We start from the raw sequence: 16,821 nt of genomic DNA on the forward strand, positions 1-16,821 counted from the left end.
GGACCACGACACCCGTGTCGCCCTCGAGCCCCTCGAGCGTCTTCTTCCGTCCCCAGAAGATGGAAATACCCCGCCCTCGAACGTCCGACTGATGCTGCTGGTCCTCTGTGTCGACCTCGACGATGACCTCGGGCGCAAGACCGGCTTTTCGACGCCGGTCATCGGTCGCGAGCCCGTCGAGGAGGCGGCCGTTGCCCTCGCGACCGCGGACCCGGAGGACTCGGACGTCAACGTGATCTTTCAGGGGTTGCACGTCTACGACGATCTGGCCGACCGCGACGAGAGCGTCGAGGTCGCCGTCGTCACCGGTAACGACGAGGGCGACGTCAGCGCCAACCGGGAGGTCGGGGACGAGGTCGACACCGTTCTCGCGAGCCTCTCGACCGGGGAAGACGTCACCGCCTTGGTCGTTACCGACGGCGCACAGGACGAGTCCGTCATTCCGATCATCCGCTCGCGAGTCCCGATCGACGGCGTCCGCCGCGTCGTCGTCCGGCAGGCACAGAACCTCGAGTCGATGTACTACACGATCAAGCAAGTGCTGGACGACCCCGAGACCCGCGGGACGGTCCTCATTCCGCTTGGTATCCTCCTGTTGATCTATCCGCTTGCCCTGATCGGCACCGTCCTCGACATGCCGGGGTTCGTCCTCGGGACGACCTCCGCCCTGCTCGGGCTCTATCTCATTTCGCGGGGGCTGGGACTCGGCGACCGACTCGATACGAGCGTCGAACGCGCTCGCCGATCGCTGTATGCCGGTCGGACGACCCTGCTCGCCTACGTCGTCGCCGCCGCCCTGTTCGTCCTCGGCGGCGTTAACGGACTCGATACCCTCGAGGCGGTCCGGGAATCGACCGCCGGCGACCTCGGGGTCCCGGTCATGCTGGCCGCGCTTCTCAACGGCTCGATCCGCTGGTTCGCCGTCGCGGGGCTGACGACCAGTCTCGGCCAGATCACCGACGAGTACATCGCCGGCTCGCTCGAGTGGCGCTACCTCAACGCCCCCTTCTACGTCCTCTCGATCGCCGTCGTTCTCCACGCGGTGAGTGCCTTCTTCCTCGACCGGGTCGAACTCACCTTCCTCGCGACGGCGCTGACGGCAGGGACGCTGCTCGGTATCGTCAGTACGCTTACCTTCGCCGTCGCGGAATCGCGCTTTTCGGACTCGGAGCGGGAGGAAGACAGGCGAGGCGCGGAGCGAGTCTGACCGCCTTACCGCTCGCGCTCGACGACGAACTCCGCCAGCTCGAGCAGGTAGCCGCGGGCCTCCGGATCGGCGACCTCGACCCGTTCGAGGGCGTCTATCGCCCGGTCGGCCTCGGTCCGGGCGCGGGCGTTGGCCGCTTCGGGCGTGAGGTCGGTCACCTGGACGACCGACGGCCGTTCCAAAGCGGCGTCGTGTCCGGTCGGTTTGCCGAGTTCCTCGGGGTCGGCGACGGCGTCTAACACGTCGTCTCTGATCTGGAAGGCGACCCCGACGCGTTCGGCGTACTCGCCGAGCGCCTCGACGGTAACGGGATCGGAGTCGGCAGCGATCGCACCGAGTTCGGCTGCGGCCCGAAAGAGCGCGCCGGTCTTGCGGCGGGCCAGCGTCATGTACTCGTCCTCGTTTTCCGGCTGGGCCGAGAGTTCGGTCGCCTCGCCGACGCCGAGTTCGACCATCGCATCGGCGACGACGCGAGTGGCGTCGGGATCCGCCGAAAACAGTGCGAACGCCTCCCCGAGCAGGCCGTCACTCGTGATGATCGCCGGTCCGTGGCCGAACTCGGCCCACGCACTGGTCGTCCCGCGTCGGAGTTCCGATCGATCGATGATGTCGTCGACGACCAGCGAGGCCGTGTGGACGAGTTCGATTCCGACGCCGAACTCGACCGCGTCCTCGGCCCGTCCGCCGACCGTCTCGCAGGCCAGCAGGGTCACCATCGGTCGAACGCGCTTCCCCCCGGAGAGCGCGACGTGGCGGACCTCATCGCTGAGCGTCTCGGGCTCGAGCCCCTCGACGACCTCGACGAGACGCTCTTCGATCAGCGCCCGTCGCCGCTCCAGCAGTTCCATCACCCGCGCTTAGGATGGGGTGAAAAAGTAGCTAACGGATCCACCACGACCGACCTTTTTTCCGCTCGGGTGGCTCGCCCCGCGAGCCACCACTCGCGCAAAAAATCTCGACCAAAAAAGGCCGCGAGCGTCGCAGACGCTCGCGGTACTACTGCTTGCTCCGGAAGACGCACAGCCTCCGATCGAGCCGTTCAGCACGCTCTGCTTACTCTAAAAAATCGACGATTAAGGCCTGTTTAGCCCTCGAACTCTTCGATGAGTTCGGGGACGACGTCGAAGAGGTCGTCGACGATCGCGTAGTCGGCGATGTCCATGATCGGTGCGTTGGGGTCTGTGTTGATCGCGACGATCGTGTCGGAGCCCTTCATCCCGGCGACGTGCTGGACAGCGCCGGAGATCCCGATGGCGATGTAGACGTCAGGGGTGACGACCTTCCCGGACTGGCCGACCTGACGGTTCTTGGGCAGCCAGCCGTTGTCGACGATCGGTCGCGAGGAGGACAGCGTCGCGCCGAGCGCGTCGGCCAGGTCCCGGATGAGGTCGAGGTTCTCCTCTTCCTCGATCCCGCGACCGATCGAGACCAGCAGGTCGGCCTCGCTGATGTCGACGTCGCCGCCGCCGACTTCCTCGAAGCCGCTCACGGTGGAGCCGATCGCGTCCTCGTCGATGTCGGCGTCGAACGCTTCGATGGCGGCGTCGCCGGTGCCCTCGGCGGCGGGCCACTCGGCACCGCGGATCGTGACGACCGCGTCGCCCTCGAGTTCGTTGGTCGTCTCGACTTTCCCGCCGTACATCTCGCGGGTCGCGATCAGGGTCTCGCCGTCGGTCTCGAGATCGACCGTGTCGGTGACGATCGGCAGGTCGAGTTCGTTGGCGACGGCCGGCGCGTAGTCGAGCCCGTTGACGCTGTTGGGCGTCACGACGAACTGGGGTGCCAGCTCGTCGTAGAGCTGCGTGATCGCCTGCGAGTAGACGTCGTGGTTGAACTCCTCACCGTGGGAAACGGTGTGGATGGCGTCGACGCCTTCGCGGTTGAGCTTCTCGGCGAACTCGTCGACGGTGCCGCTGATGACCGCGAGGTGGAGGTCGCCGCCGGTCTCGTCGGCGAGCTGGCGACCGGCGGTGATGATCTCGTAGCTGACGTCGCGCAGTTCGCCGCGGCGGTGGTCCGCGACTGCGAGGACGTCCGTCATTGTGCCACCCCCTTGTCGCGGAGCAGTTCACCCAGCTCCGAGGCGGTCTCGTCGGCGCTTCCCTCCCAGGTCGTCACGTCGCTCTCGCTCTCGGGCTCGTACATGTCCGTCAGCTCGAGTTCGGTTTCGATCGTGCTCTCGTCGACGCCGATGTCGGCGAGTGCCTTGACGTCCATCGGTTTCTGCTGTGCCTGTCGGATGCCACGGAGGCTGGCATAGCGGGGCTCGTTGATCCCGGTCTGGATCGTCAACACGGCGGGGAGTTCGATGTCGGTCAGCTCCTCGACACCGCCCTCGAGTTCGCGCCGCACGGAGGCGATCCCATCGTCGAGATCGTGTTCGAGGTGGTTGACGACGGCGCCCCACTGGAAGCCGATGTTCTCGGCGACGGAGACGCCGGTCGCGGCGAAGCTGTCGTCGCCGGCCTGGACGCCCGAGAGGACGAGGTCGGGGTCCTCTTCCTCGATGACGGCGCTCAGAATCTCCGTCTTGGCGTTGACGTCGAGCAGGTCGACGTCTTCGAGCGCGTCGTCCCAGACGCGGACGGCGCGGTCGGCGCCCTTCGCGAGCGCCTGTCGGATGGTCTGTTCGCAGTCTTCCGGCCCGATCGTGACCGTCACGACCTCGTCGGCGATTCCGTCCTCCTGGAGCTGGACGGCTTCCTCGATCGCGTAGTCGTCCCACTCGTTCAAGTCGGCACCGAGGTACTGCTGTGCGATTTCAGTTCCCTCGATTTCGAACTCGTCTTCGACGGTCGCCACCTCTTTGACCGTTACGAGAATTTTCATCGTTTGTCACTGCTACGTCCATACCGTAAACCTTTTCGAAACCGCACGTCACCCAGGCGTCGTTTCGTTACCATGTTTTCGCTAGCCGCCGGTGACTGTTAGTGGTGCAGCCTCGCTCCCCGCTCTTTACTTCCAACGTTTCGCCCCACCGTCGATCCACGAGACGGAAACGGTTTAACGCCACCGCTGGTAGTGGCGTGCATGGCAGACTGTCCACTCGCCGACGACTGCCCGGAGTTCTCCGAACGGATCTCGGGGATGGGGTGTCAACACTACGGTGACCGGGGTGGCAAGGAGTGGTGTAACCACTACAATCAGCCGATCGAGGACCTCAAGACCCAGCCGGTCAAGGCGGGCCAGGAAGTCGTCATCGACGTCGTCGACATGCACGAAAGCGGTGCCGGTGTCGGGCGGACCGAGGACGGCTTCATCGTCATGGTCGACGGCGTCCTGCCGGAGGCTCGCGCTCGCGTCGAGATCACCCGCGTTCACAGCAACCACGCCCGTGCGGAGGAACTCGAGTTGCTGCCGATGGAACCCGACGAGGACGACGTGGACGACGACGCGTCCACTGATGGCGACGCCGCTGACGGCGATGCCGCCGACGAAGCCGCAGCCGACGACGCCGACGGCGGTCCCGAGCGCGAGCGACTCGGCAGCCGCGACAACTTCTGGGGCTCGTAAGCCCCGCGAGTGGACAGTCGATCCGAGACGGCGGTTTTGCCGCGGCTGAGACGATATCTGGGCCCCGGCCTTCCGATGTGCCGCTTCAGATAACGTTTTCTCGGCCCCCGTGCGATATGACCCCATGGAGCGCATCTCGTTATCGAACTCGGCGTTCGAAGGCGACAACAACGCGTACCTCTTCGCGGACGGCCCCGAAACGGCTCTAATCGACACCGGCGACTGGATGGCGACCACGCGCGAGCAACTCGAGGCGGCGCTTGCCGACCGCGGACTCGCCTTTTCCGACATCGACCGAATCTTCCTGACTCACTGGCACCACGATCACTGCGGGCTGGCCGGCGAGATTCAGGCCGAGAGCGGGGCCGACGTATACGTTCACGAAAACGACGCGGCGCTGGTCGGGGGCGACGAGGACGCCTGGGACGCGATGTACGACCGCCAACGGGGGTACTTCGAGGAGTGGGGGATGCCCGAGGACCGACAAGAGGTATTGCTCGAGCGGATGGCCGACGGCGAGACGACGGTCGAGACGCCGACCGTCACGGCGTTCGAGGACGGGGACACGTTCTCGATTAACGGCACCGAACTCACGGCGGTCCACACCTCCGGCCACGCGGCCGGACTCTCCATGTTCGAGGCCGACCTCGAGGGCGGCCACGAGGTCTTCTCCGGCGACGCCTTGCTGCCGGTCTATACCCCGAACGTCGGGGGTGCGGACGTCCGCGTCGACCGGCCGCTCGAGCGCTACCTCCGGGCGCTGCAGGGGATCGTCGACGCGGATTACGACCGCGCGTGGCCGGGCCACCGCGATCCGATCGACGACCCCGCCGACCGCGCTCGGCATATCATCGATCACCACGAGGAGCGCTCCTGGCGGGTCCTCGACGCCCTCGACCGGAAGGGGCCCTGTGACGCCTGGACGGTCAGCGCCGACCTGTTCGGCGACCTCGAGGGAATCCACATCCTCCACGGCCCCGGCGAGTCCTACGCGCATCTCGAACACCTGGAGCGGGCGGGAACCGTCGTCCGCGAGGGTGGGGACTACCGGCTCGCCGACGGCGTGAGCGAACGCCTCGCAGCGGCCGATGCGGAGCGCTGGGACCTCGAGTACTGAGCCGGTTTGCTGTCCCTGTTTTTTTTACTGTCCCTGTTTTCCCCGTACGGTCGCCGCTGCAATACCGAGAAGTATTTACTCGGCACCGAGTTAGGAATGGGTATGATGTGGCAAGACCTCGTGTTCCTCGCCGGCAGCGTCCTCTCGATCGTCTTTCTCGCGCCCACGGTTCGGGACGTGACGGCGAACGTTCCGCTCGGATCGAGCGTCCCCTCGATGACCATCGGGACGATCTACGCGGTGACCTACGCGACGATGGGGATGCGCTTCTCCGCGTTCGGCTCGCTGGGCGTCGCGACGATGTGGTCGCTGATCGTCTGCTATCGCTCGCCCGGTCCCCGCGACGGCCCCGCGAACGTCCTTCGGTTCGTCCGCTCGCTGGCCCGCCAGGCCCACGGTGCCGTCACCAGGACGCCGACCGACGACGACCGCGTCGCGGCCGGCCAGTCAGCCGACTGAGTCCCCGCTCGTTCTACCCTCGTTCCGTGGCCCCGCGCTGGGACCGTGGAAGCTTTGATCCCACCGCCGATTAGTTCACCGTATGTCCACGCGAGCCTGCGGCTCCCGCGGGAGGGGATCGCCGTGATCGACGACGTCGAGGAACTCCTCGCGGAGATCGGTTTCGACCCCGAGACCAGCGTGTTGACCTATCGGCAGGCACAGGTACTCGCGTTGCGCGAGCGGGGCGTCTCGCAGGCCGACATCGCCGACGAACTCGGAACCTCGCGGGCGAACGTCTCCTCGATCGAATCGAGCGCCCGCGAGAACGTCGAGAAGGCCCGCGAGACGGTCGCGTTCGCGGAGGCGCTTCGGGCACCGGTCCGCGTTCGCGTCGCCGCCGGGACGGACCTCTACGACGTTCCCCAGATGGTCTATGACGCCTGCGACGAGGCCGGCGTCAAGGTCGACCACACTGCGCCGGATCTGATGAAGATCGTCAGCGACGCCGCGGGCTCGGCCGTTTCGGGTCGGCAGATCTCGACGCCGCTGATCGTCGGCGTCACGTCGGAGGGGATGGTCCGCGTTCGCCATCAGGAGTGACGGCGTTGCTAGCTGCCGGCTCCCCGACCCATTTGTAGGCCGCTCCCGTGTCGTCGGGTATGGACTTCGATCTCGACGGCAATTCGGCGCTGGTGACAGCCTCCTCGAGCGGCCTCGGCTTCGCGAGCGCGCACGCACTCGCCGAGGAGGGTGCGAACGTGGCGATCTGTGGCCGCGACGCCGAGCGACTCGACGCGGCCCGCGAGGACCTCGAAGCGGCGGGAACGGGCGACGTCCTCGCCGTCCAGACCGATCTCACGGACCCCGACGACGTCTCCCGACTCGTGAGCGAAACGGTCGACGCCTTCGGCGGGCTCGACCACCTCGTCACTTCCTCGGGCGGCCCGCCGAGTACGACCTTCCGCGAGACCGACGAACAGGATTGGTACCAGGCCTACGATCTGCTCGTGATGAGCGTCGTCTGGACAGTTGAGGCGGCCTACGAACCCCTGCTCGAGTCCGACTACGGAACGATCACCTGTATCACCTCCCGGACCGTCCGGGAGGTCGTCGACGGCCTCCTGCTCTCGAACTCGGTCCGTCGGGGCGTGATCGGCCTCGTGAAGACGATTTCGCGCGAGTTCGCGCCCGAGATCCGAGCCAACGCCGTCCTGCCGGGAACGATCGAGACGCCCCGGATCGAGGAACTCATCGAGGCCGGCGTCGAGCGCGGCACCTACGACGACTACGAGGAGGGCCTGACAGCGATGGCCGACGACATCCCGGCGGATCGCATCGGCGACCCGCGGGAACTCGGCGACGTCGTCGCCTTCCTCTCGAGCCCGCGGGCGAGTTTCGTCAACGGGGCCGAGATCCCGATCGACGGCGGGCTATTGCGGAGTTGAGACCGGTCCGCGAGGCCGGATCGACCGATCGCCGTGCCCGCGACCCGACAGCCGGCTCCCGATTCTCCGAATCGCAACCCTCTCGGAGCCCCCCGGGAGAGTGGGGGGTATGTACGGTTCGATTCGAGTCGCCGGCTACCTCGCGTTGCTCGCGACGCCGGCCGCGTTGCTCCTCGGTGCCGTCCGTGCGCCGCCCGACCTCCACGTCGGCGCGGTCTGGGTGCCCCTCGGTGTCGGGCTCACCGGGACCGTCGTCGCCGCGACGGAGCGACGGCGGCTCTCGAGACTCGAGGGGAGCGGGCTCGCTCGCGCGGACGCCGTCGACGCGCTCGCGGTCGCAGCCGCGGCGGTCGTCACGTACGTCCTGAGCGTTCACGCCGGCCTCGGCCCGGTCGTGGCCGCCGCCGCGGTCGGGTTGCTCGTCGGGGTCGGCCTCCCCCGGATCGACGGCCCGGCCTACTGCGGGACGTTCGTCGGAATGGCCTCGCCGGCGGTGTTTCCCTCCCTCGAGCCGGTCGCGGTCGCCGGTGTGATCGCCGGGCTCGCGTTCGTCGCGACGACCGGCTCGTTCGACGGCTTCGGCGGCAAGTACGGGACGATCGCGCTCTTTGGCTGCATCACGACGGTTGCCCTGCTCGACGTCGACTACGCCGCCGCCAGCGCGCTCGAGCCGCGACTCGCCCCGGCAGTCGTCCTCATCGCCGGCGTCGCGGCGGTCGCGACCGTCGCGCTCCGGACCCGCGGTGGGGCCAGCTCCGTCGTCGCCTCTGCCGCGGTCGGACTCGTCGCCGGCATCGCGTTCCCCCCGCTCTTTCCGTCGCTCGGGTCGACGCTGGCCGTGGTCGCGTTCTGTGCCTCGTTCGTCGGCATGTCGGGCGACGAGCGGCTGGCGACCACCGGACAGGTCGCCGCCGCCGGCTGTCTCTGTGGCCTCGTCTACTTCGCGGTCGTGCCGTCCCTGTCCGGGGCGGGCGGCAAGCTCGGGACCACCGCGTTCGCCTCCTGTCTCGCCGTCGCCGGTACGTTGCGATTGCCCGCCGTCGTCCGATCGAGACTCGGCCGCACCGCCTCGAGCGACTGACGAGGGAGCCGGTCCGCGCTCCTGTGGCCGGATCACTAGCCGACACGAGGAGTACTTTCAAGAGCCGCGGAAACTGATAGTCATCTAACTGCAATGCCCCTGCTTCGCAATACCCTCGCGGACCTGACCGACGAGCGGTTCCGAACGGCGGTCCTCCTCGGCCTCGCTTCGATCCCGTTCACCGTCGCCCTCTCGTGGGAGTCCGCGCCGACGTCGTTTTCGGGCGAAGCCGTCGTCGCCGCCGGCTTTCTCGCCGGCCTCCACTACGCCGATCGATCGGCCGGAAACGGCGACATCGGTCTACTCGAGGCCGTTCGGTACGGCAAACGACCGTCCGTGAGCCGCCGGGCTGGTGTGGTCGCCGGCGTCGTCGGCTCCGTGCCGGCGATCGGCTGGGAGATCGCTCACACGGCCGAAATCGTGTGGACGTTTTTCGGTTGGCAGGGAGCGCTCGCCGTCGTCGTACTCCCGATCATCGTCCTGCTTCTCGTCGCGTTCTTCGGGCTCGGCGGCGTCGTCGGCGCGGCCGTCGGTGACTGGCTGGTCAGTCAGATCGATTGGACTCGAGACGGGGCAGGTTCGCGGTCGGATCCGGACGCGGCGGCCGACGACTCCCGCTGGTGGTGGCTGGTCGCTGCGTACGTCGTCGTCGCGCCGGCGGTGTTACTGTACGTGTTCGGCGTGAATCCGGTCAGTGATGCCGGGCTTTTGGTCGCAATACTGTCGCTGTTCGTACTGGTTCCGTTCGCCGTCTTCGTCGCCGTCGCGCTGTTCAAGGACGCGATCGCCCTCGGCGCGGCGGGTCGGGGTTGGGTACCGAACTACTGGGCGTACGTCGGCGCGCCGCTCGGAACCTACGCCGTCGCGTATGTTGCGGCACGGATCGCCCAGTCGACGAATCCGTCGGGAGTCGGCGTCTACGCCTTTCTGATCGCGCTCTGGATCTCGTCGGTTGCCTATCTCGACCATCGCCGTCGGTACGCCAGCGCCTCGTAGTCGGTGACTCCTCGAGACCGACCGCGTCGACCCCGTCAGTCGGCCGAAATCTCGCAGGTCCCCTCGTAAGCCACGTCCGAGACCGACTCGATCTCGGGGTCGTCGCCACAGACTGGACACGCCGGGTTCGGCTGGACGGGGACCTCCTCGAAGCTCATGTCCATCGCGTCGTACAGCAGCAGCCGACCCTCGAGCAGGTCGCCTTTCCCGAGCAGGTATTTGACGACCTCGGTGGCCTGAATGCAGCCGACGGTCCCGGGGAGGACGCCGAGGACGCCGGTCGTCGCGCAGTCGGGGACGGTACCGGGTTCGGGTGCTTCGGGGAAGAGACACCGGTAGCACGGCCGCGGTTCGTCGCCGCCACGTTCGTTCGTGAAGGAGGTGAGCTGGCCCTCGAAGCGGTAGATCGCGCCGTGAAACAGCGGCGTTTCGGTGAGGACGCAGTGGTCGTTCAGCAGGTACCGGGTGGCGAAGTTGTCGCTGGCGTCTAACACGATGTCGTAGTCGGCGACGAGGTCCGCGACGGTGTCGGCCGTGACGCGCGTCTCGTGGGTCTCGACGGCGATATCGGGATTCAGCGCTGCGACGTAGTCGGCCGCGCTGTCGACTTTCGGTCGCCCCACGTCGTCGTCGCCGTGGACGATCTGGCGCTGCAGGTTCGAGCGCTCGACGACGTCGTCGTCGACGATCCCCAACCGGCCGACGCCGGCGGCCGCGAGATACTGGATCGCCGGCGATCCCAGCCCGCCCGCGCCGACGATCAGCACCGATCCCTCGAGCAGCCGCTGTTGGCCCTCCGGACCGATCTCGTCCATGATGACGTGTCTCGAGTAGCGATCGAGTTGGGTCGCGTCCAGACGCAGGTCGCTCATACGTCGTCGTAGGCTCGAGAGCGAGAAAAGTCCGCGGGTCGACTCGAGAGGGGCGACGGCTGGCCGAGTCGGTCGTAGTCGGTTCCGTGGCCGCGGGGCCGACGTGTGGGGTCGCGAAGGAGGCAGGATTAGCAGCCACCATTCGATTTAATACTGTGGGGTGTGTTCACATGGATATGGCAACCTCACCCAATGACGCCGGTGACGACGTCATCGACCAATTCCTGTCCGACCGCGGTCACTCGGTCGAACGAGTAGGGTGGGAGCAGGAGTATAACAAAAAGCAGTGTCCCGACTGCGGCGGCCTTCACGAGACGTCCGCCAACTCCTGTAGCGTTTGTGGGTGGGAGCCAACGCCGTAGGGTCGACCGCTGACTCGAGCCCGTTGCGGCCGTCCCGTCGATAAATTCGCGTTCCGTGTACTGTTTTTATCAGTGTGTATTCGACACAATTATAATGGGTTACAGATGATAGCGTATTGAGGAGAACTATGCCGGAATGCCAGAACTGCGGTGCGTTCGTCACGGAGACGTACGCCCGGGTGTTTACGCCCCGCGGCGTTGAGGATCCCCGCGTCTGCCCGGACTGTCAGGACAAGATACGCGACGGTGCCGAGGTTCGAGACGCCCGTTCCCCACGCGATCCCTGATCGTCGCGTCGTCGTCGGCTTCTGTCGCCGAAAACCCACGTCACTTATGGGTGTCGCGCTCCTGTACAGCTACAATGACTACGACGGACACGACGGTTACCCGCCTGTTCGGCGGTCCGGGAAGCGGGAAGACGACCGCCTTGCTGGACCACGTCGAGGAGATCCTCGAGCAGGACGGGGTCACTTTTCGGGATATTCTCGTCGTCTCGTATACGCGAGCGGCGGCCCAAGAGGTTCGCGAGCGGTTAGCCGAGCGCCTCGACGAGAGTCCGCGTGCGCTGCAGGGCAACGTCTGTACGATGCACGCGAAAGCCTACGAACTGCTCGATCTCTCCCGAAGCGACGTCATCGGCGAATCCGACAAGGAGGGGTTCTGCGAGCAGTACGGCATCGAGTACGAGGACGAGTACTCCGGCGCGGGGCGACGCACCGCCCGTTCGACGACGATCGGGAACAAGGTCATCGCGACGAGCCAGTGGCTCCAGCGGACCAGCCGCGACGTCTCCGACTGGTACGACGTCCCCTTCCAGTGGGACGACGAGGAGGTCCGGCTCCCGCCCGAAATCGACCCGAACGCTCAGGAAGGGAACAAGTACACCCCGACTTGGCCCAGCGACGACGACCGGATCGACGTTCCCGAGGCGATCCGCGGCTGGCGCTCCTACAAGGGCGAGGAGGGCAAGATCGGCTTCGCGGACATGTTAGAGCGGGTCAAACAGCGCTCCCTGCTCCCGAACGTCGACTACCTCGTTATCGACGAGTTCCAGGACATCACGACCCTGCAGTACGACGTCTACGAGGAGTGGAAACCCCACATGGAGCAGGTCCTGATCGCCGGCGACGATGATCAGGTCGTCTACTCCTGGCAGGGTGCCGACCCCGCGCTCTTGCTCGAGGAAGAAGTCGACGAGGACATCATTCTGCCGAACTCCTATCGCCTGCCCTCGAACGTTCTCAACGCGGTCAACAGGGAAATCCGTCACATCGAGACCCGACAGGACAAGGACCTCAAGCCCCGCAAGGAAGGCGGTGCCGTCGAGGCCCGTACCAACGCCTCGATGCTCGACGTCGTCCGGAACGTCCGCCGAACCCTCGTCGAGGGCGACGGTACCATCATGGTCCTGTTCCGGGCCCGCTACCAGATGTTCCAGTTCATCGATGAGTTCATCACCGAGGGGGTCCCCTTCACCTCGCTGACCGACCAGCGGATGTGGACCGACCGACTCACCCAGTACGTCCGGGCGGTCGAGGCCATCGACGCCGGCGAGGACGTCACCGGACTGCAGGCCCGCCGGCTCGCCGACATGCTCCAGGAGTCGGCCTTCGGTACCGCGGAACGCGACGACCTCTTCGACGAGATCGACGACCGACAGGAAGAAGCGGGTATCGACGACCTCGAGGACCTCATGATTCCCGCCGATGTCATCGAGGACCACGCGCCGTTCATGCCCGGCCCCGGCTCGGCGGCCGACATGCTCCGGAAGGTCACCAACTTCCAGAAGAAAAGCGTCCGCTCGTACTTCGCCATCGGCGAGTACCAGGGGATGGACACCGACCGCGTCCGCGTCGGGACGATCCACTCCGCGAAGGGTCGCGAGGCCGACCACGTCTTCGTCGGCACCGACCTCACCGAGAAGGTCGTCGAGCAGATGGTCGCCACCGTCGACGACCCCACCGACATCCCCGGCTGCGAGGAGTTCACCAAGACCACCTCGCCCGTCCCCGTGCTGACCGACAACGAACGCCGCGTCTTCTACGTCGGCATGTCGCGGGCCCGCGAACGGCTCGTCCTCCTCGAGAACCTGGTCGATGGCGCGCCGACGCTGCCGGTCGACGTCCTCCTCGAGAACGAACTGACCGACATGACCCTCGAGGAACTCGTCGAGCAGGCCCAACAGCCCGATCCCGATCCCGACACCGAGGCCGACGATCTCGAGGCCGAAGCCGAAGCGCCGTGACCGGTGGGAACGCCGACGGCGCGACGGACAGGCCCGGGTTCGACGACGGCACGGAACTCGGCCGCGAGCGCCGGCGCCACGCGGCCGACGTCCTCTCGACTGCCCTCGCCGACCGCGACGGCGCCGCGTTCGTTCACGCTGGCGTCGACCACGATCCCGGGATTCGCTACGCCTGCGACCGGCCGGCCGACACGACGGCCGTGGCCTACGACGGCACCGCCGACGAGTGGCTCGTCCGCTCGAGCGCCGACGGGGCCGGCGGTCACCCCGCGGACCGGCTGGCGTCGGCGCTGGCCGATCGGGGACTCGAGGGGACCGTCCTGGCTCCGCCACGCATCCCACACGACGCCGCACTCTACCTCGAGCGGGCGGGATTCGACCTCGCCTCGACGGACGCCCTCGAGCGGGCGCGAGCGACGAAAACGGCCGGCGAGCGCGAGCGCATCGCGGCCGCCCAGCGGGCGGCCGCCGCCGGGGTCCGGCGAGCGGCGTCGCTGTTGGCCGAGTCGACGGTCGTCGACGGGCGGCTCGCAGTGGGTGAACACGACGATGGAGCCGACCCCGAACCGCTGACGGCCACCCACCTGCGGACCGCCATCGACGAGGCGATCGTCGGCGCGGGCGGGTTGCCGGCCGGCAATACCGCCGTCGATCCGGACTCGAGTCGCGACCCCGACGAACCGCTCCGACCCGGCGAGCCGATCGTCATCGCGGCCGCGCCGCGGGAGCCGGCGGGCTACTACGGCGGCCTCGTTCGGACGCTGGTCGTCGACAGCGACGGCGGCCGGGAGCGGCGTGTCCACGTCGCCGTCACGCAGTCGTTTCGCTCGGCGCGGTCGATGCTGACCGCCGGCGTGGAGTCGGTGACCGCCGTCGAAGCCGACCTCGAGGCCGAGGTCCGGTCGTTCGGGTTCGATACCGAGCAGACGGTCACGACCGAGGTCGCCGGCGTGGGACTCGAGCCCCGCGAGCGCCCCCTTGCGGGCGGCGACGAGGTCGGTCCCGGCGCCGTGGTCCGACTCGACGTGGCCGGAGCGGTCGGTCCGGGGAGTCGGATCCGGATCGCCGACGTGCTGGCGGTCACCGACGAGGGCGAGCGGCCCGAGTGGCTCGCCACGCCGTCTCAGTCGCTGTCGCCCGCGTCGCTACTGTAGTCAACGGGAGCAGTGGCTTGCGTCGACGCTCCCCCGGCGGCCGAGCCCGGGCCTACGGCTCGTCGTCGCCCTCTGCGTCGGGCTCTTTTGCGATCGTCCCCATGACCCGCTCGGCCAGTAGCTCTGGAATGTCGGTCGGCATCGTTAGCCAGTGCTGGGCGATCACGAGGCCGACGGCGAGTCCGAGCAACGCAACGCCGAACCCCGTCTGGCCGCGAAGTAACAACAACTCGAGTCCGGCGAGGGCCGCGGGCAAGGCGAGAACGAGCGTGCCCGCGAACTTGATCGTCTCGATGATACCGGCCATCGATACGCGGTAGGGGGGCGACCGATAAAAACACGGCGACGAGGCACGCTGACCGATCGCCGTGGCCGTCTCTCGTCGGGCGTTTCGTTTGCCGTTGGCCGCTCGGATAATTTACTAAAAGATTGAAACCTGTCGGGAATCGTGGTTTCGGTATCGGCTCCGAAACCGACCGCCACCCATGGATCAGGACCCGCGACAGCGATACGAAGCCATCTGTGAAGCCTCGCCCGACGCGATCGTCGTCGCCGACCGCGACGGACGTATCACCTATGCGAACGGCCGCGTCACCGATCTGTTCGGCTACGATCCGTCCGAACTCGTCGGCGAACCGATCGAGACCCTCGTTCCCGAGGCCGCTCGAGCCGATCACGTCGCCGATCGCGACGCCTACATCGCCGACCCAGAGACCCGCCAGATGGGTGCCGGACTGGACCTCTCGGGCCGGCGGAAGGACGGTTCGGAGATTCCCATCGACATCAGTCTAAGCCCGATCGGGAGCGGCGGCCGACGCGAGGTCATGGCCGCCGTTCGGGACGTTCACGACCGGGAAGCGCTCCGCGCGAAGTACCAGACGATCCTCGAGGCGGTTCCCGACCCAGTCGTCGTCGCGGACGCGGCGACGGGCGAGATAATCGAGGTGAACCGACGGGCCGGTGATCTGCTCGGGTACGAGCCCTGTGACCTCGTGGGGCGGCCACAGACCGTCCTTCACCCCTCCGGGGAGGCCGACCGCTATCGGGCGCTCTTCGACGAATACGTCGCCGGCCCCAGTTCCGATCGATCGATCTTACATGCGTTTCCGGATGGTGCCGACATCCACGCCGAGACCAGCGGTGGCGAGCGGATCCCAGTCGAGATCAACGCTCACGTCTTCGACCTGTACGACCGCCGATTAATCGCCGGCGTCTTCCGCGACGTGACCGACCGGAAAGAGTACCAGCGACAGCTTCGAACGCTCCATTCGGCGACGCGGCAGCTGATTGCCGCCGACGATCGCGAGGAGATCGCCGCCCTCGTCGCCGATGCCGCGCGGACGATCCTCGGTTACGAGTACAACGTGGTCCGGCTCGCCGACGACGACCGATTGCGGCCGGCCGCTGTGACCGACGGGGCCGAAACGGAGATGGGCGACCGTCCGATGTACCCGATCGACGGGTCGGCTCCGGTCAGTCGCGTCTACGACAGCGGCGAGTCGCTCCGGTTCGACGACGTTCGGACCCTCGAGGACGGGTACGACCGCGGCGACGCGCGATCCGCGATGTACCACCCGATGGGCGACCACGGCGTGATCAGCGTCGTCGATCCCGCGGTGGGGACGTTCGATCCGTCCGACGAGGAACTCGCCTCGGTGCTGTCGGTCAACGCAGAGATCGCACTCAACCGACTGTCCTACGAGCGGGACCTCGAGCGCCAGAACGAGCGGTTGGACGAGTTCGCGAGCGTCGTCGCCCACGACCTCCGGAACCCGCTCAACGTCGCCCAGGGACTGCTCGAGGGCGAGCGGACCGGTGCCGTGGCCACCCATGGCGACGAGATCGCAGCCGCCCTCGACCGGATGGAAGGGATCGTCGACGACGTGTTGACGATGGTCCGGGACGGGTACGAGGTCGACGACGTGGAGTCGCTCGCGTTCGATACGATCGTCGCCGACTGCTGGGACTGCGTAGCGACCGCCGATGCGACGCTGCGGGTCGAATCCGACGGCCTCCTCTATGCCGACTCGAGTCGGATCCGCAACCTGCTTGAGAACCTCTTTCGCAACGCGGTGGAACACGGCGGTCCGGACGTCACGGTCACGGTCGCGCTCTCGGAAGGGGGGTTCGCCGTGGCCGACGACGGGCCGGGCATCCCGCCCGCCGACCGCGACCGCGTCCTCGAGCCGGGGTGGACGACCGGCGAGAACGGGACGGGGCTGGGGCTGAACATCGTCCGTGAGATCGCACGGGCCCACGACTGGGGGATCGACGTGACCGAAAGCGCGGCCGGCGGCGCGCGCTTCGAGTTCACCGGGGTCCGGACCGTTCCCGCCGACGGCGCCTTCGAGTCGGACCCGGAACGGCTTTGACGCGTCGCCCGTCAGT

At 67.3% G+C, this 16,821-nt stretch carries 18 protein-coding genes; 13 read left to right on the forward strand and 5 right to left on the reverse strand.

What is annotated here, in order from left to right:
- The first annotated feature begins 91 nt into the window (after nucleotides 1-91).
- Complete coding sequence (locus tag NATPE_RS01880; protein ID WP_006180290.1) at nucleotides 92-1,207, forward strand: DUF373 family protein; 1,116 nt, start codon at nucleotides 92-94, stop codon at nucleotides 1,205-1,207.
- A gap of 5 nt (nucleotides 1,208-1,212) precedes the next feature.
- On the opposite strand, the gene NATPE_RS01885 is transcribed toward NATPE_RS01880, so the two are convergent.
- From NATPE_RS01885 to NATPE_RS01895, 3 genes are all read right to left on the reverse strand, one after another.
- Nucleotides 1,213-2,055 (reverse strand): polyprenyl synthetase family protein, encoded by an 843-nt coding sequence (locus tag NATPE_RS01885; RefSeq protein WP_006180289.1) that lies wholly within the window; start codon nucleotides 2,053-2,055, stop codon nucleotides 1,213-1,215.
- Nucleotides 2,056-2,291: 236 nt separating this feature from the next.
- The gene (locus NATPE_RS01890) at nucleotides 2,292-3,248 is read right to left on the reverse strand and encodes an electron transfer flavoprotein subunit alpha/FixB family protein (RefSeq protein ID WP_006180288.1); all 957 of its coding nucleotides are present in this window, start codon (nucleotides 3,246-3,248) and stop codon (nucleotides 2,292-2,294) included.
- A complete protein-coding gene (locus tag NATPE_RS01895) occupies nucleotides 3,245-4,036 on the reverse strand; it encodes an electron transfer flavoprotein subunit beta/FixA family protein (RefSeq protein ID WP_006180287.1) in 792 nt (263 codons plus the stop codon). Before NATPE_RS01895 ends, NATPE_RS01890 begins: the two co-directional genes overlap by 4 nt.
- 201 nt (nucleotides 4,037-4,237) lie before the next feature.
- On the opposite strand from NATPE_RS01895, the gene NATPE_RS01900 reads away from it, so the two are divergent.
- The 7 genes from NATPE_RS01900 to NATPE_RS01930 all read left to right on the forward strand — a co-directional run bounded on the left by NATPE_RS01900 (nucleotide 4,238) and on the right by NATPE_RS01930 (nucleotide 9,800).
- On the forward strand, nucleotides 4,238-4,720 hold the full coding sequence (locus NATPE_RS01900; protein ID WP_006180286.1) for a TRAM domain-containing protein: 483 nt from the start codon (nucleotides 4,238-4,240) through the stop codon (nucleotides 4,718-4,720).
- Nucleotides 4,721-4,844: 124 nt separating this feature from the next.
- Nucleotides 4,845-5,837 carry an MBL fold metallo-hydrolase gene (locus NATPE_RS01905; protein ID WP_006180285.1) on the forward strand — a complete coding sequence of 331 codons (993 nt, stop codon included), beginning with the start codon at nucleotides 4,845-4,847 and terminating at the stop codon, nucleotides 5,835-5,837.
- A 102-nt stretch (nucleotides 5,838-5,939) separates the two neighbouring features.
- Nucleotides 5,940-6,296 carry a hypothetical protein gene (locus NATPE_RS01910; protein WP_015298697.1) on the forward strand — a complete coding sequence of 119 codons (357 nt, stop codon included), beginning with the start codon at nucleotides 5,940-5,942 and terminating at the stop codon, nucleotides 6,294-6,296.
- A gap of 123 nt (nucleotides 6,297-6,419) precedes the next feature.
- The gene (locus NATPE_RS01915) at nucleotides 6,420-6,878 is read left to right on the forward strand and encodes a Tfx family DNA-binding protein (protein ID WP_049804852.1); all 459 of its coding nucleotides are present in this window, start codon (nucleotides 6,420-6,422) and stop codon (nucleotides 6,876-6,878) included.
- Between the two features lie 59 nt (nucleotides 6,879-6,937).
- Complete coding sequence (locus NATPE_RS01920) at nucleotides 6,938-7,723, forward strand: SDR family oxidoreductase (RefSeq protein ID WP_006180282.1); 786 nt, start codon at nucleotides 6,938-6,940, stop codon at nucleotides 7,721-7,723.
- Nucleotides 7,724-7,832: 109 nt separating this feature from the next.
- Nucleotides 7,833-8,804 carry a hypothetical protein gene (locus NATPE_RS01925; protein WP_006180281.1) on the forward strand — a complete coding sequence of 324 codons (972 nt, stop codon included), beginning with the start codon at nucleotides 7,833-7,835 and terminating at the stop codon, nucleotides 8,802-8,804.
- A gap of 93 nt (nucleotides 8,805-8,897) precedes the next feature.
- Nucleotides 8,898-9,800: a DUF5518 domain-containing protein gene (locus tag NATPE_RS01930; RefSeq protein WP_006180280.1), complete on the forward strand. Its 903-nt coding sequence runs from the start codon at nucleotides 8,898-8,900 to the stop codon at nucleotides 9,798-9,800.
- Between the two features lie 35 nt (nucleotides 9,801-9,835).
- Here the strand turns inward: NATPE_RS01930 and ubaA are convergent, their stop codons facing one another.
- Nucleotides 9,836-10,672 (reverse strand): SAMP-activating enzyme E1, encoded by an 837-nt coding sequence (gene ubaA, locus NATPE_RS01935; RefSeq protein ID WP_006180279.1) that lies wholly within the window; start codon nucleotides 10,670-10,672, stop codon nucleotides 9,836-9,838.
- 176 nt (nucleotides 10,673-10,848) lie between these two features.
- Between ubaA and NATPE_RS20925 the strand changes: the two genes are divergently transcribed.
- From NATPE_RS20925 to NATPE_RS01945, 4 genes are all read left to right on the forward strand, one after another.
- Nucleotides 10,849-11,034, forward strand: a complete 186-nt coding sequence (locus NATPE_RS20925; protein WP_049905393.1) for an HVO_0416 family zinc finger protein — start codon at nucleotides 10,849-10,851, stop codon at nucleotides 11,032-11,034.
- A gap of 128 nt (nucleotides 11,035-11,162) precedes the next feature.
- Nucleotides 11,163-11,321, forward strand: coding sequence for a DUF7563 family protein (locus NATPE_RS23525; protein WP_006180277.1), 159 nt, complete (start codon nucleotides 11,163-11,165; stop codon nucleotides 11,319-11,321).
- 74 nt (nucleotides 11,322-11,395) lie between these two features.
- Entirely contained in the window at nucleotides 11,396-13,279 is a 1,884-nt protein-coding gene (locus NATPE_RS01940) for a UvrD-helicase domain-containing protein (RefSeq protein WP_006180276.1), read from the forward strand.
- Nucleotides 13,276-14,433, forward strand: coding sequence for a M24 family metallopeptidase (locus tag NATPE_RS01945; protein WP_015298699.1), 1,158 nt, complete (start codon nucleotides 13,276-13,278; stop codon nucleotides 14,431-14,433). The genes NATPE_RS01940 and NATPE_RS01945 overlap by 4 nt, the downstream gene beginning before the upstream one ends.
- Before the next feature lie 52 nt (nucleotides 14,434-14,485).
- On the opposite strand, the gene NATPE_RS01950 is transcribed toward NATPE_RS01945, so the two are convergent.
- The gene (locus NATPE_RS01950) at nucleotides 14,486-14,740 is read right to left on the reverse strand and encodes a DUF7533 family protein (protein WP_006180274.1); all 255 of its coding nucleotides are present in this window, start codon (nucleotides 14,738-14,740) and stop codon (nucleotides 14,486-14,488) included.
- Between the two features lie 178 nt (nucleotides 14,741-14,918).
- Here NATPE_RS01950 and NATPE_RS01955 point away from each other — a divergent pair, with 178 nt between their 5' ends.
- The gene (locus NATPE_RS01955) at nucleotides 14,919-16,805 is read left to right on the forward strand and encodes a PAS domain-containing sensor histidine kinase (RefSeq protein WP_006180273.1); all 1,887 of its coding nucleotides are present in this window, start codon (nucleotides 14,919-14,921) and stop codon (nucleotides 16,803-16,805) included.
- Nucleotides 16,806-16,821: the final 16 nt, after the last annotated feature.

It is taken from the genome of Natrinema pellirubrum DSM 15624, from assembly GCF_000230735.2.
Lineage (GTDB): Archaea > Halobacteriota > Halobacteria > Halobacteriales > Natrialbaceae > Natrinema > Natrinema pellirubrum.

Bases quoted from the DNA above. Each gene is read 5' to 3' on its own strand.
- NATPE_RS01880 (WP_006180290.1), top strand. From the start codon at position 92: ATGCTGCTGGTCCTCTGTGTCGACCTCGACGATGACCTCGGGCGCAAG.
- NATPE_RS01885 (WP_006180289.1), bottom strand. From the start codon at position 2,055: ATGGAACTGCTGGAGCGGCGACGGGCGCTGATCGAAGAGCGTCTCGTC.
- NATPE_RS01890 (WP_006180288.1), bottom strand. From the start codon at position 3,248: ATGACGGACGTCCTCGCAGTCGCGGACCACCGCCGCGGCGAACTGCGC.
- NATPE_RS01895 (WP_006180287.1), bottom strand. From the start codon at position 4,036: ATGAAAATTCTCGTAACGGTCAAAGAGGTGGCGACCGTCGAAGACGAG.
- NATPE_RS01900 (WP_006180286.1), top strand. From the start codon at position 4,238: ATGGCAGACTGTCCACTCGCCGACGACTGCCCGGAGTTCTCCGAACGG.
- NATPE_RS01905 (WP_006180285.1), top strand. From the start codon at position 4,845: ATGGAGCGCATCTCGTTATCGAACTCGGCGTTCGAAGGCGACAACAAC.
- NATPE_RS01910 (WP_015298697.1), top strand. From the start codon at position 5,940: ATGATGTGGCAAGACCTCGTGTTCCTCGCCGGCAGCGTCCTCTCGATC.
- NATPE_RS01920 (WP_006180282.1), top strand. From the start codon at position 6,938: ATGGACTTCGATCTCGACGGCAATTCGGCGCTGGTGACAGCCTCCTCG.
- NATPE_RS01925 (WP_006180281.1), top strand. From the start codon at position 7,833: ATGTACGGTTCGATTCGAGTCGCCGGCTACCTCGCGTTGCTCGCGACG.
- NATPE_RS01930 (WP_006180280.1), top strand. From the start codon at position 8,898: ATGCCCCTGCTTCGCAATACCCTCGCGGACCTGACCGACGAGCGGTTC.
- ubaA (WP_006180279.1), bottom strand. From the start codon at position 10,672: ATGAGCGACCTGCGTCTGGACGCGACCCAACTCGATCGCTACTCGAGA.
- NATPE_RS20925 (WP_049905393.1), top strand. From the start codon at position 10,849: ATGGCAACCTCACCCAATGACGCCGGTGACGACGTCATCGACCAATTC.
- NATPE_RS23525 (WP_006180277.1), top strand. From the start codon at position 11,163: ATGCCGGAATGCCAGAACTGCGGTGCGTTCGTCACGGAGACGTACGCC.
- NATPE_RS01940 (WP_006180276.1), top strand. From the start codon at position 11,396: ATGACTACGACGGACACGACGGTTACCCGCCTGTTCGGCGGTCCGGGA.
- NATPE_RS01950 (WP_006180274.1), bottom strand. From the start codon at position 14,740: ATGGCCGGTATCATCGAGACGATCAAGTTCGCGGGCACGCTCGTTCTC.
- NATPE_RS01955 (WP_006180273.1), top strand. From the start codon at position 14,919: ATGGATCAGGACCCGCGACAGCGATACGAAGCCATCTGTGAAGCCTCG.